Here is a 13616-nt window from a genome sequence, read left to right on the forward strand (position 1 = left end):
AATAAAAATCAATGAACATCGAATAATAATTTCATACCTAAAGAAGTATAGAAACAAAGTCAGTATTGGGTTGGAGGATGTATTATTGGAGGTGATTTTTATGAAAGATGTAAGCCATAACGTTTCGTTAACCTCAGCTGAGTTAGCTAATCTTTGGACTCAATATGTGAATGATACATTAGCGATTTGTATATTTCATCATTCTATTAATAATGTTAAGGATGAGGATATTAAGGGGATCATTGAATTTGCACTTAGCATTGCAGAATCTCATGTTGTTCGAATTAAAGAGTTTCTGAATCAAGAGGGATTTCCTGTTCCCAAAGGTTTTACGATTGAGGAGGATGTGAATCCTAGTGCTCCGCCTTTATTTACAGATATTTTCATGTTGGACTATGTGCATGTTATGACGCTGCACGGTCTGACAGGATATGCTGGCGCTGTTGGAACTTCAACTCGTTCCGACCAAATTGAATATTTTATCCAATGTAATAAGGAAACAATGGTATTGTTCGAAAAGGTTGTCCAGTTAATGCTGGAAAAAGGGGTCTATAGCAGGGCGCCACGCCTCAATAATCCATCGCAAATAGACTTTGTGGATAAACAAAGTTATTTAACAGGATGGTTTGGAAAAAAGCGTCCACTAAACGCAATGGAAATAAGCGGTTTAAGTTTTAATATGAAAAAGACAGCAGTAAAAGTTGTTCTAGAAACTGGATTTGCACAAGTCTGTAAAACAAAAGAGGTTCAAAAATATTTCTTAAAAGGAAGAGACATCTGTAAAAAACACTTCTCTGTTTTCGGGGCTATTTTAACAAAAGAAAACTTAACCCCACCAAACTCCTGGGCATCGGAAGTCACAAATTCCACCATAGCACCCTTTTCGGATAAACTGATGTTATTCCATATCGAATCATTAGTTTCAGCAGCAATAGGATTTTATGGTGCTGGTATGGCTGTAACACAAAGAAGGGACTTAGCGCTTCAATACACGAGTCTACTAGCAGAAATCGGATTGTATGCAGAGGATGGAGCAAGGCTTTTAATAAGCAACGGCTGGCTGGAGCAGCCACCTTTGGCTGATGACAGATCCAGATAATAGGAAATAAAGTCATTATTTTTTTCTTCCTTGGGAGCATGGGGACGTATCCTGTGCTTCTTTTTGTTATAAGGGAAGTGGGAGAAGGGGGAACCAGGTGGAAATATGAAATAAAGGAATCTTTCTACTGTCTCCTTGTTTTTTTATTTTTGGGGAAGAATCGTATCTGTATTCCGTTAAAATTTTTTAAGGAGGAACGGATACGTCCTTTTCTTCCTCGTGGTAATGTAATGAAAGGATAATTGGAGTTCTGGTTGAATTTGAAGGGGTTTTTGGGGACAAGAGAACCGTCCCCATGTCCCATCGTCTCATTGACTTACCTGAATTCGAATAACCATACACCTCCGAGAGAATACTACGAAATAAACTTTGGAGGCAAATGATGAAAGATAACAAAAAGGCACATAAGGATTCCCCAAATATAAACAACGTCCAAAACGAAGAGTTACTGGAGATCAGTCAAACAGATTATGGACTGGAAGCAGTTGAAAAAGGCATGGATTACATGGAGGGAGATCAAAACAATTCACCAAACTGTGGTGGGCTGTAGTTGAATCAATTTATATCAGACAAACCAAAATCCATCTTGTAAAAAAGATGGATTTTTCTTTTTAGCTGATGAAACGGTGAACAGCTTGTCATGATTAGATAATATGATTCATAAACTCTATCAAAAGGGGAGGTGTAGAATTGAACCGAGTTCCTAACAGAGTGGATTATTATCTGAAAGACAAGTGTCTCTTAAGTGCCAATGTAAAGCATTGGGAGCAGTATGTTGCGGCTTTGAGGGCTAGTAATACTGTCACGATCTACAAGAAAGAATATGTGGTGGATAAAATAAATATGGTTCATGATCCCGCAACCGTAGTCTTAAAGATCAACATTGAACCGCTTAAAATATATAAATAAGTATCCTTAGGGATGCTTTTTTTATGTAATGGCAAGATATTGTAGAATACATTCGAAGGTTGTTCTGCTGCTTGAGTGGGACAGGAGAACGGTCCCTATGTCCCGCTTCGTCGCTTTTTTTAAAAGGGTAACGTATAATTAAATTATAGAAGTAAATATACGATTCAATAGGAGGCTCAATTTTTCATGAAAAATGAACTAACAATGCCGACAAAAATATCGTTCAAATCTAATAGGGTTATGGTCAATGGAGAAGTTGTGCGGGCAGCAATCTTCGCCAGATTCATGGTCGCCGAGGTCCAAACTGAGGTAAACGAAAAATACTATTTGATTTTTTACAAAAATGCCCTTATCTATGGTGATCAACTTGAAAAGGTTGAAAAGGGTTCATTTATTGATAAAGTGCTGAATGAAGGGGTCATATTAGATCAAAAGCATCCACTTCTGCCTGTACTCATTCCCACGACAGCTTTAACCATACCAGTTAAAAACAAGTTCTTCAATCATCTCCAGCGCAATTATTCCCTCCTTGAAATACCATGTATTGCCGCAGCACTCGACTCGTTTTTCTCACCAGAACAGCTCGCCAAACCAATCGAAAATATCTTCTTTCACTACAGAAGAAACGGCAGTTTTTCCAAAGCCTATCAATCAATCCATCTCTTGTCTGACTTATCTCCTTCTCTGGAAAAAATCAGTGATCTCCTCCATTCCCGGGAATACAGCTCATATTCCAGTTTTTACACAACTTCATCTTTACCGGCAATCCAAAAGAAGGACCCCTTATTTGCAGAGTTCCATTGCTTTATGAATCGGAAAAAAAGCGAACATTTTCAAATGCTCGAAAAGATATTAAGAAACGAAGAACGGTATGCAGAAGGTCTGCTGCTTTGGATGGAGGATAAAATGAATCTTACTTCTGAGTCCGTTAAGAGCCAAACAGAGTTGGCCTTGAAGTACATCCCGCTCGAGAATTGGATTCTAGTCCTATCCTATGCAAAAATAAATCCGTATAAATGGGTACCGGAAGCTCGAACTTTCATTGAAGGATTGATGAGAGAAGGGCAATATGAGAAAGCGGCCGTTTATTTATTCCCCTTCATAGAGGATCTGCCTGAAGAGTTTCATCAGATTCTTAATGAAATTTGGAAGCAGGTTGATGCTGAATTTGTCTCTTCTCACTTGGATGAGTTTTTGCTTCTCCATCAGCAAGCTTCCCAGGAAAATGACCCGAAGCAATCTGAACAAAGAATTCTGCAGCTTGCAGCAAAGCTAATGGAGGGGCATGACTTGAAAGTAGTCTGTGAAAAACTGAAGCCTATTCAGAAGCATTTTCCACATTCCCTCGCCATGCGCAAAATCAATAAAATGGCCGCTCTTTTGGAGAATCCTGACAGAATGATGGAATTGGGGCAATTATACGCAGATTTCAATCAATATGATCAAGCCATCGAATGTTTCTTCTGGGAAATGGAGCTCAACCCGGCGGACCCAGCTCCGGTCAGGCAGCTGTGCAAAATGTATCAGCACAAAGGCATGGTCAACGAGGCGTCAGCCTATCAGCAAATTTATACACAATTAAGGAGCGACCAGGAGACGGGCTAAAGAGACATGGGACGGTGCTCTTGTCTCACAAAATGGGATTGGAGCTGCATTTTTCTCCACTATGTTAAGATGAAAGTGAGTCTTGTTTAGGGGGGATAGTATGAAAAAAGCAGGGTATTTGGTTATACTCGTTGCAGTTATGGCGATTGGCTATGTGATCTATAACTTTAATCAATATCCAATCGAAGATAACCCAGCTGCTATTCAATCAGGTTTGCAGGAATGGAGTAACCGGGATTCAGGCAGTATAAAGCCAGAGGTCATTAAGTCTGTTCAGTTAGATGATACCAACTCGTACATCGTTCTGTTCCAAACCGATAACGGTGAGATGGGCTATGCTCATCTGATCAAGGGGTTGAATGGAAAATATAAAATTGAGCATTCTGGTTATGGAACCAATATCGTATCCTATCAAAAAATTAAAACAAACAAAGGTATGTATGGGATTATGATTGGGAAAAATCCAAAAATGAGAATTGATCATATCAAAGCGGAATTGTATTCAGGAGAGTATAGTATTGAATCTAATGTAAAAGGCGAAGAGAGATTTATAACCTATGAAAAATTTCCCGAAGACACAAAGCAACCATTTCCAGCTGAACTGACTTTTTACGACGAGAAAGGTTCCGAAATTGGACTGTCTCAATTTCAGGAGTAACTTTGTAGGGACGTGGCATTCTAGTGTCGAGATTTTAAACCGCTTGTCTTGAAAACCGATTAAAATATATTCCTAATTTCCTCAGGTACTATTACCTAAATATTATCAATCGTTAAAAAAACATTAAAAATAGTTTGACAAATCATTTGCCAGCTGATAATTTTATAATTAATAATTTTTCGAAAATAAAATCGATGACGAGAAGAGTAAGATGAGTGCCCTGTTCTACAGAGAGTCGGTAAATGGTGCAAGCCGATGTTCAGAACTGATCCGAAAATCATCTCCGAGATGCAATGCTGAACTTTTTCAGTAAGTGTTGCCGGGTGGTCCGCCGTTACAAGGAACGCGTATGATTGTACGTTGATTGAGTGCCGTAATGTGGATTTTTCTATCCATGACGGAACTAGGGTGGTATCGCGAGCTAAACTCGTCCCTATTTTAGGGGCGAGTTTTTTTATTTTTCAAAAAAAGATTAAAAAAATACCGGAAATGAGGAATGGATGATGAAGGAGCAATTGATCTTTTTGAATGGCCAGTTTGTCAGTAAGAAAGACGCTGTTGTGTCAGTGTATGATCATGGTTTTCTATACGGAGATGGTGTTTTTGAAGGTATTCGAGTGTATGAAGGCAATGTCTTCCGGCTTCAGGACCATGTTAATCGGCTATATGATTCGGCAAAGTCGATTATGTTGTCCATTCCTTACAGCAAGCAGGAGTTAAGCGATCTTGTAGTAGAGACTTTAAGGGTGAATGACCTGTTGAATGGCTATATTCGCGTGGTTGTCTCGAGAGGAGTGGGCAACTTGGGTCTGGATCCGGCCTCCTGCTCACGGCCGCAGGTCATCGTCATTGCGGAAGAGCTTGCTTTATTCCCGAAAGAACTATATGAGTCGGGAATCGAGATTGTCACGGTAGCGACGAGACGGAATCGCTCGGATGTGCTTTCACCGAAAGTGAAGTCACTGAACTATTTGAATAATATCCTTGTCCGGATCGAGGCCGGTTTATCTGGTGTCAATGAAGCGCTCATGCTGAATGACCAGGGCTATGTAGCGGAAGGCTCTGCGGACAATGTTTTTATCGTGAAAAATGGTGAGATCCTCACGCCGCCCGGGTATGTAGGAGCACTGGAAGGGATCACAAGAAATGCGATCATGGAAATTGCCCATAATCTTGGCTTCTCGATGAAGGAGGAAGTTTTCACAAGGCATGATGTCTATGTGGCCGATGAAGTCTTTTTAACGGGAACGGCAGCGGAGGTCATTGCGGTTGTGAAGGTGGATGGCCGAGTGGTCGGTGATGGGAAACCAGGTGCCGTCACCAATCAACTTTTAGAAGAGTTCAGAAAAACCGTCGTTGAAGACGGAGTCAAAGTATATGAACAACAAAGTGTATAAAGATTAAAAACTGGGGGGATTTTTTATGCGCAGTGACATGATTAAAAAGGGAGTCGACCGTGCTCCGCACCGAAGCTTGCTTTATGCAACTGGAGTGAAATTAGAGGATCTTGAAAAGCCTTTTATTGGCGTTTGCAATTCATATATCGATATTATTCCTGGCCATGTCCATCTGAGGCAGTTTGCGGATGTCGTCAAGGACGCGATCAGAGAGGCGGGCGGAATTCCGTTCGAGTTCAATACCATTGGGGTGGATGATGGAATCGCGATGGGGCATATCGGCATGAGATATTCCTTGCCAAGCAGGGAGCTGATCGCCGATTCGGCTGAAACCGTGATTAATGCGCACTGGTTCGATGGTGTTTTCTACATCCCGAACTGTGACAAGATCACTCCTGGGATGCTGATGGCGGCAGTGAGGACGAATGTTCCTTCCGTATTTGTTTCGGGTGGCCCGATGGAGGCGGGTGTTTCCAGCACTGGACAGCCTTTATCGCTCGTGTCCGTCTTTGAAGGTGTCGGAGCCTATCAATCTGGGAGAATGTCTGAAGAGGAATTGCTGGATATTGAAAAGAACGCCTGTCCAACCTGTGGCTCCTGCTCGGGAATGTTCACCGCCAATTCGATGAATTCTCTTATGGAAATGCTGGGAGTCGCGCTGCCTGGCAACGGCACACTGGTTGCGACCTCAGCGGAGCGCCATAAATTAATCTATGAAGCAGCTCGTCATTTGGTCGAAATGGTCAAAAAGGATATCAAGCCAAGAGACATTATCACCAAGGAAACGATCGATGATGCCTTTGCGCTTGATATGGCGATGGGCGGGTCAACGAATACGGTGCTCCATACGCTGGCAATCGCGAACGAGGCGGAAATTGACTATGATTTGAGTCGGATTAATGAAGTGGCAAAGCGAATTCCTTATTTGTCTAAAATCAGCCCGGCTTCCCATTATTCGATGCAGGATGTCCATAATGCCGGCGGTGTGAGCGCAATTATCAAACAGCTTTGTGAAATGGAAGGAGCTGTACATCCGGACCGGATCACCATCACCGGTAAATCGCTTTACGAGAATGTAAAGGATGCAGAGGTTTTAAATGGTGATGTGATCCGCAACAAGGAAACGGCTTATAGCCCGGTCGGCGGATTATCGATTCTGTTTGGAAATATCGCACCAGATGGAGGCGTCATCAAGGTAGGAGCAGTGGACCCGTCCATCAAGACTTTTAAAGGTGAGGCGATTGTCTACGAATCCCAGGATGAGGCTCAGGCTGGAATCGAAAGTGGCGATGTACGTGAGGGGCATGTGGTTGTCATCCGCTATGAAGGGCCAAAAGGTGGTCCGGGAATGCCGGAAATGCTTGCACCAACAGCCGCCATTGCCGGAAGAGGACTGGAAAAGAAGGTCGCCCTGATTACGGATGGTAGATTCTCCGGAGCTTCAAGGGGAATTTCCATCGGCCATATTTCACCGGAAGCGGCTGAAGGAGGTCCGATCGCGTTTGTGGAAAATGGAGATACTATTTTCATTGATTTAGAGGAAAGAACGATTACCCTCGAGGTTCCTGAAGCAGAATTAAATGATCGTAAAGTCCAATGGAAACAGCCGGAGCCGAAAATCAAGAAAGGATATTTGGCTCGCTATTCGAAGCTGGTCACCTCAGCGAGCACGGGTGGCATCCTGAAAATATAGTAAATAACTCGATTACGAGGTTAAGGAATTTTAAAAATATAGTAGATAACTCGATTACGAGGTTTAAGGAATTTTAAAAATATAATAGATAACTCAATGACGAGGTTTAAAGAATTGGATTCCGTATTCACAGAGAGCTGGTCGCGCTGGAAGCCAGCAATACGCCAATTCCTTCATCCCCTCTGAGTGCTGTCCTGAAATATCAGTAGGGGCAGCCGGGTATACACGGGTATACTCGTTAGCAAAAAATAGACAGTTCAGAGCTTTTTGGAAAAAAACCTGAGCTGCCTTAAAAGGCTGTGCTTCGCAAGAGATGCAGCAAATGAGGGTGGTACCGTGGAATGCTATAAGCCTTTCACCCCTGCACAAACTTGATTTTTGTGTGGGGTGAAGGGCTTTTTTGCCCTTTGTTGATGAATCAATAGGAAGAAAAGGAGGAAATTGGGATGGCAGCAAAAGAGCCAATGGTAACGGTAGAAACAGAAAAATTGAACATGAATGGGGCGGATCTTTTCATTCAGGCCCTGAAACAGGAGCAAGTTGAGCTGTTGTTTGGCTATCCTGGCGGAGCGGTTTTGGGCATTTACGATGCATTGTACCGGTCGCCGATCAAGCATGTTCTGGCGCGTCATGAACAGGGAGCCATCCACGCGGCGGAAGGCTATGTGCGGGTTTCGGGAAAGCCCGGCGTCGTGATCGCTACCTCGGGACCTGGCGCAACAAATGTTGTCACAGGAATCGCCGATGCGATGATGGATTCATTGCCGCTTGTTATTTTTACAGGCCAGGTTGCTTCACAGGTAATTGGAACAGATGCCTTTCAAGAAGCAGATATTGTAGGGATGACAGCGCCGATCACAAAGCAGAATTACCAGGTGAGAAGGGTAGAGGATCTGCCGAGGATCGTGAAGGAAGCCTTCCATTTGGCGACAACTGGACGGCCGGGTCCTGTGTTGGTGGATATTCCGAAAGATCTTACAGCACTTCAAACTGACTGTTTGCCAGAGGCTGAGGTTAATCTGCCAGGGTATTTGCCAACCATAAATCCTGACCCTTTACAGGTAGACAGCTTGCTTGAGGCACTCCAACACTCCCAAAAGCCTGTCATCTTAGCCGGGGCTGGAGTGTTGCATGCAAAGGCGTCGGAGGAATTGGTTTCTTTTGCAGAACAGTATCAATTGCCTGTTGTCCATACTTTGCTAGGTCTCGGAGGATTTCCGGCAGGGCACCCACTGTTTTTGGGAATGGCCGGTATGCATGGCTGTTATACCGCCAACATGGCGCTTTATGAATGCGATCTTTTGATCAATATCGGTGCCCGTTTCGATGATCGCTTGACAGGCAATCTGAATTCCTTTGCTCCGAATGCCAGGGTTGCTCATGCAGACATTGACCCAGCGGAAATCGGCAAAAATGTCGAGACCGAGTTTCCGATCGTTGGAGATGCGAAAGCAGTTTTACAGATGCTTTTAAGCCGCGAAGTTGAAGGGCCGGATTCACGAGATTGGCTGGACCTTTTACAGAAAAACAAGCAAGAGTATCCGTACTGGTTTACGGATGACGGAGAATTACCTTCACCGCAGCAATTAATTGAATTAGTGCACAAACATACAGATGGGGATGCGATTGTCACTACGGATGTCGGCCAGCACCAGATGTGGGCTGCCCAATTCTACTCGTTTTCGCAGCCAGATCGCTGGGTCACATCGGGCGGACTGGGAACAATGGGATTTGGTTTCCCGGCAGCGATTGGTGCACAGCTGGCAGAACCAGATGCGACGGTCGTATCGCTCGTCGGGGACGGCGGCTTTCAAATGACACTGCAGGAATTGATTTTATTAAAAGAATGGAATCTGCCAGTAAAAGTGCTGATCGTCAATAATGGATCACTCGGAATGGTCCGCCAGTGGCAGGAAACCTTCTATGAAAAAAGGTTATCGCATTCCGTTTTTTCCTTGCAGCCGGATTTCATAAAGCTTGCAGAATCTTATGGCATAAAAGCTTATAAGGTGAGCAGTGCTGACGAAGCAGAGAGAGTTTTCAGTGCAGTTTTAACAGACCGCGAGCCAGTGTTGATTGATTGCCGCGTGAATCCTGATGAAAAAGTCTATCCAATGGTCGCGCCGGGGAAAGGGCTGCATGAAATGATTGGGGTGAAACCATGAAAAAGCGGATGGTCACGGCATTAGTCCAAAATCAAAATGGGATTTTCACCAGGCTTATGGGTATGCTCCACAAGCATCATTACAGAATTGAGAGCCTTGCAGTTGCGGTCGCATACCCGGAGCTGAAGGATGTTTCTAAAATGTCTGTCATTCTCGAGGTCGAAGATGACCATAAGTTTTTGCAGCTGGTGAAGCAGGTGAATAAACAGGTTGATGTTTTGTTTGTCACGGATGTCACGGACGAACGTGTCATTGAGAGGGAACTCGCAGTGATGAAGAAATTGCTGGTCTAATTTTAAAAAAGGGAGAGGTTGGAATGGTAAAGGTTTATTATCAAGCAGATGTGAATGAAGAAGTTTTAAAAGGAAAGACGGTGGCTGTCGTTGGGTATGGCTCACAGGGACATGCACATGCGCAAAATTTACGGGATAGCGGGCATCAAGTTGTCGTAGGATTGCGTCAGGGGAAATCATGGGCTCAAGCTGAAGAGGATGGGTTCCAGGTATTGTCTGTCAGGGAAGCGTGTGAAGCGGCGGATGTGGTCATGGTGTTATTGCCTGATGAGAAGCAGCCAGCTGTTTATGAATCAGAAATCAAACCAGCTTTAACTGCTGGTAAAGCACTTGCTTTTGCCCACGGGTTCAATGTTCATTTTCATCAAGTTGTGCCACCAGAAGATGTGGATGTATTTTTAGTGGCGCCAAAAGGTCCGGGGCACTTAGTCCGGAGAACTTTTGAAGAAGGAGCAGGGGTTCCGGCGTTGATTGGGGTGCATCAGGATGTGACGGGCCAGGCGAAGGAGCTGGCCTTGGCCTACGCAAAAGGCGTAGGAGCTGCGAGGGCAGGAGTGCTGGAAACGAATTTTCAGGAAGAAACGGAAACCGACCTTTTCGGTGAACAGGCCGTCTTATGTGGCGGTTTGACATCCCTTGTGAAAGCTGGGTTCGAGACGCTGGTGGAGGCAGGATACCAAAAAGAAGTCGCCTATTTTGAGTGCATGCATGAGCTTAAATTAATCGTGGATCTCATGTATGAACAAGGGCTGGAAGGAATGAGGCATTCGATTTCGGACACAGCTCAGTGGGGAGATTTTGTATCAGGCCCGCGTGTGATCAACGATGAAACAAAGGCGCGAATGAAGGAAGTGTTGGCGGATATTCAATCAGGCAGTTTTGCCCAAGGATGGATGCTGGAAAATCAAACTGACAGGACCAAGTTCAACGCCATTAACGATCGGGAAAAACAGCATCCGATCGAAGATGTTGGGAGAGAACTGAGAAAAATGATGCCTTTCGTTCAGCAAAACCAAAAGAGAGAGTTAGTTAAATAATCATTTTCGAGGTGAGCATATTGGGAATTTGTTAAAGAACGTTCAGATCGAACAAGCGATGGAAAAGCTGAAGGATAAAGTGCACGAGACTCCATTGAAGCAAAGTACGACTTTAAATTACTTAACGAATGCTGATGTCTATTTAAAATTGGAGAATCTGCAAAAGACGGGTTCGTTCAAGCTAAGGGGAGCGATGAACAAGATTTTGTCGTTGTCAGATCTGGAAATGAAAAATGGCATTCTGGCTGCTTCGGCCGGCAATCATGCCCAGGGGGTAGCTCTGGCAGCCTCATTAAGAGGCATCAAGTCAAAAATTTACATGCCGAAGCATACGCCTTTTTCCAAGGCTTCCGCCACAAAGGGATATGGTGCGGAAATCGTATTGACCGGCGAAACGTACAATGAATCCTATCAAAAAGCGGTTGAAGAAATGAAGCAGAATGGCAGCACCTTTGTTCATGCGTTTGATGATGAAGAGGTAATCGCAGGGCAAGGGACGATTGGATTGGAGCTTTTGCAGCAAAATGAAGCATTGGACGTCATTTTTGTGCCAATTGGCGGTGGCGGATTGATCTCTGGAGTGGCACTCGCTATCAAAGCTTTTAAACCATCTGTTAAGGTAATTGGCGTCCAGGCTGTCGGGGCGTCTGCCACTTATCAGAGATTCAACGGGCAAAAATTGAAGTCGCTTCATGCTGTTCACACCATAGCGGATGGGATACTGGTGAAGGAGCCAGGGATCGTAACCTACCCAATCATCGAAAAGTATGTAGATGAAATCGTAACCGTAACTGATGAAGAAATTGCCCATGCGATCATGTTCATGCTTGAAAGAGAGAAAATGCTGGTTGAAGGAGCAGGTGCTGCGGCATTGGCAGCCATTTTATACAAAAAGGTAGCGGTCGACGGTAGGAAAGTAGGTTGCATCATCAGCGGCGGTAATGTCGACCCCGTTAAAATTCCAACCTATAAGGAAATATCCAATAGGTCGATGAAGCTTTATTATACTGGGTGATAAGTGACAAGCAGCTTTCCTTGGGATTGAGGGAGAGCTGCTTTTTTTAGTTTGATTAGGTATACAGGGCAAGCGGTTAGATTCGGCCGTTGGAAAAAGGTTGCCTGATTCAGACAGGTTTGAAGGGGGAAGAGGACGAAGCTGTCAAGAATCCGGTGTTATTGTGACAGGATTGAGGGAGAAGAGGCCAAAGCTGTCAAGAAACCGTCGTTATTGTGACAGGTTTGAAGGAGAAGGGGCTAAAGCTGTCAAGAAACCGCCGTTATTATGACAGGTTTAAAGGTTAAGAGGGTAAAGCTGTCAAGAAACCGATGTTATTATGACAGGTTTGAGGGAGGAGAGGGTAAAGCTGTCAAGAAACCGCTGTTATTGTGACAGTTTGACGGAGAAGGGGCTAAAGCTGTCAAGAAACCATCGTTATTATGACAGGTTTGAGGGAGAAGAGGGCAAAGCTGTCAAGAAACCATCGTTATTGTGACAGGTTTGAGGGAGAAGAGGCCAAAGCTGTCAAGAAACCATCGTTATTATGACAGGTTTGAGGGAGAAGAGGGCAAAGCTGTCAAGAAACCATCGTTATTATGACAGGTTTGAGGGAGAAGAGGGCAAAGCTGTCAAGAAACCATCGTTATTGTGACAGGTTTGAGGGAGAAGAGGCCAAAGCTGTCAAGAAACCATCGTTATTATGACAGGTTTGAGGGAGAAGAGGGCAAAGCTGTCAAGAAACCGCTGTTATTATGACAGGTTTAAAGGTTAAGAGGGTAAAGCTGTCAAGAATAATAAAAATGATTGAATGGCATTAATTTTTTTATAAAAGTCCTGCATAGAGCAAGGCTTTTTTCTTCCTCTGGAGAATAAATAAAAAGAGGGATGTTATAATGTAAGTAATTGAAAAAAGTAAAGATGGCGGTGATATGATGGTATCACAACAAGAAATCCTTGATGTATTCTCCAAAAATTTAAGTTCATGGAGTGAAAAATACGGTGTTAAGCGTATTGGCCTGTTTGGATCGTATAGCCGTGAAGAGCAAAAAGATGACAGTGATATTGATGTGATTGTTGAATTTAGTGATTCTCATTTATCCTTTGATAACTATATGGACCTAAAGTTTTATCTTGAAGATACCTTCCAAAAACCTGTGGATTTAGTTATTATCAACGATATCAAGCCTGCACTGAAGCCTAGCATTCTAAGGAGTGCTAAGTATGCATAGAGAGCCAAAAGTCTTCCTGGAAGAAATAAAAGTAGCTGCTAACAAGGTGTTAAAGTATACAGAAGGATTAACTTATGACGACTTAATAGATAACGAATTAGTCTCCGATGCGGTGATAAAAAATATTTTAGTGATCGGAGAAGCAACAAAGAATATCCCAGATGAAATTAGAGATGCCAATCCGCATATTGAGTGGAGAAAGATGGCTGGAATGAGAGATATGATGATACATGGGTACTTCTCTATCAATTATCGTATCGTATGGGATGTTGTCCAAAATAAGATACCAGAATTAAAAAAACAAGTGGAACGATTATTAAGAGAAATCGAATAGGTTTTGGGCCATAGGAAGGTTTAAGTGTCCCATAAAACATAAAAATGTGTTGTTTTGTGGATCAATAAAACCTTCCCTTTCTCTCCCGTGAACCGGCAGCCGTAGTGTTAATTAATTACTTAGAATGTACGATTCCAGTATCCCACGGGATGCTTTTTTTTGTTTAACCGTAATTTTATTATTGAAAAGAGACTACTACT

At 43.4% G+C, this 13616-nt stretch carries 13 protein-coding genes and 1 other annotated feature; all 13 genes read left to right on the forward strand.

Features of this window, described 5'->3' with window-relative positions:
- The first annotated feature begins 100 nt into the window (after positions 1 to 100).
- The 13 genes from AC0VX7_RS03225 (at position 101) to AC0VX7_RS03285 (ending at position 13416) form a co-directional block, all read left to right on the forward strand.
- Positions 101 to 1099, forward strand: coding sequence for a DUF3231 family protein (locus AC0VX7_RS03225; RefSeq protein ID WP_475426649.1), 999 nt, complete (start codon positions 101 to 103; stop codon positions 1097 to 1099).
- Between the two features lie 379 nt (positions 1100 to 1478).
- Entirely contained in the window at positions 1479 to 1649 is a 171-nt protein-coding gene (locus AC0VX7_RS03230; protein ID WP_475426650.1) for a hypothetical protein, read from the forward strand.
- Between the two features lie 140 nt (positions 1650 to 1789).
- Positions 1790 to 2008, forward strand: coding sequence for a hypothetical protein (locus tag AC0VX7_RS03235; RefSeq protein ID WP_475426651.1), 219 nt, complete (start codon positions 1790 to 1792; stop codon positions 2006 to 2008).
- Between the two features lie 186 nt (positions 2009 to 2194).
- Complete coding sequence (locus tag AC0VX7_RS03240; RefSeq protein WP_475426652.1) at positions 2195 to 3613, forward strand: tetratricopeptide repeat protein; 1419 nt, start codon at positions 2195 to 2197, stop codon at positions 3611 to 3613.
- A gap of 100 nt (positions 3614 to 3713) precedes the next feature.
- Complete coding sequence (locus tag AC0VX7_RS03245) at positions 3714 to 4271, forward strand: hypothetical protein (protein WP_475426653.1); 558 nt, start codon at positions 3714 to 3716, stop codon at positions 4269 to 4271.
- Between the two features lie 185 nt (positions 4272 to 4456).
- Positions 4457 to 4709, forward strand: a binding site (T-box leader).
- A gap of 65 nt (positions 4710 to 4774) precedes the next feature.
- Positions 4775 to 5668, forward strand: coding sequence for a branched-chain-amino-acid transaminase (gene ilvE, locus AC0VX7_RS03250; protein WP_475428064.1), 894 nt, complete (start codon positions 4775 to 4777; stop codon positions 5666 to 5668).
- A 25-nt stretch (positions 5669 to 5693) separates the two neighbouring features.
- Positions 5694 to 7361, forward strand: coding sequence for a dihydroxy-acid dehydratase (ilvD, locus tag AC0VX7_RS03255; RefSeq protein WP_475426654.1), 1668 nt, complete (start codon positions 5694 to 5696; stop codon positions 7359 to 7361).
- 446 nt (positions 7362 to 7807) lie between these two features.
- Positions 7808 to 9526 (forward strand): acetolactate synthase large subunit, encoded by a 1719-nt coding sequence (gene ilvB, locus AC0VX7_RS03260; protein WP_475426655.1) that lies wholly within the window; start codon positions 7808 to 7810, stop codon positions 9524 to 9526.
- Positions 9523 to 9819, forward strand: a complete 297-nt coding sequence (ilvN, locus tag AC0VX7_RS03265; RefSeq protein ID WP_475426656.1) for an acetolactate synthase small subunit — start codon at positions 9523 to 9525, stop codon at positions 9817 to 9819. The genes ilvB and ilvN overlap by 4 nt, the downstream gene beginning before the upstream one ends.
- Before the next feature lie 23 nt (positions 9820 to 9842).
- Positions 9843 to 10856, forward strand: coding sequence for a ketol-acid reductoisomerase (gene ilvC, locus AC0VX7_RS03270; protein WP_475426657.1), 1014 nt, complete (start codon positions 9843 to 9845; stop codon positions 10854 to 10856).
- Positions 10857 to 10884: 28 nt separating this feature from the next.
- On the forward strand, positions 10885 to 11871 hold the full coding sequence (gene ilvA / locus AC0VX7_RS03275; RefSeq protein ID WP_475426658.1) for a threonine ammonia-lyase: 987 nt from the start codon (positions 10885 to 10887) through the stop codon (positions 11869 to 11871).
- Positions 11872 to 12785: 914 nt separating this feature from the next.
- Positions 12786 to 13082, forward strand: a complete 297-nt coding sequence (locus tag AC0VX7_RS03280; RefSeq protein ID WP_475428065.1) for a nucleotidyltransferase family protein — start codon at positions 12786 to 12788, stop codon at positions 13080 to 13082.
- Entirely contained in the window at positions 13075 to 13416 is a 342-nt protein-coding gene (locus tag AC0VX7_RS03285; protein ID WP_475426659.1) for a HepT-like ribonuclease domain-containing protein, read from the forward strand. Before AC0VX7_RS03280 ends, AC0VX7_RS03285 begins: the two co-directional genes overlap by 8 nt.
- The last annotated feature ends 200 nt before the right edge of the window (positions 13417 to 13616 follow it).

The organism is Mesobacillus sp. QJM3NY_10 (genome assembly GCF_056173465.1).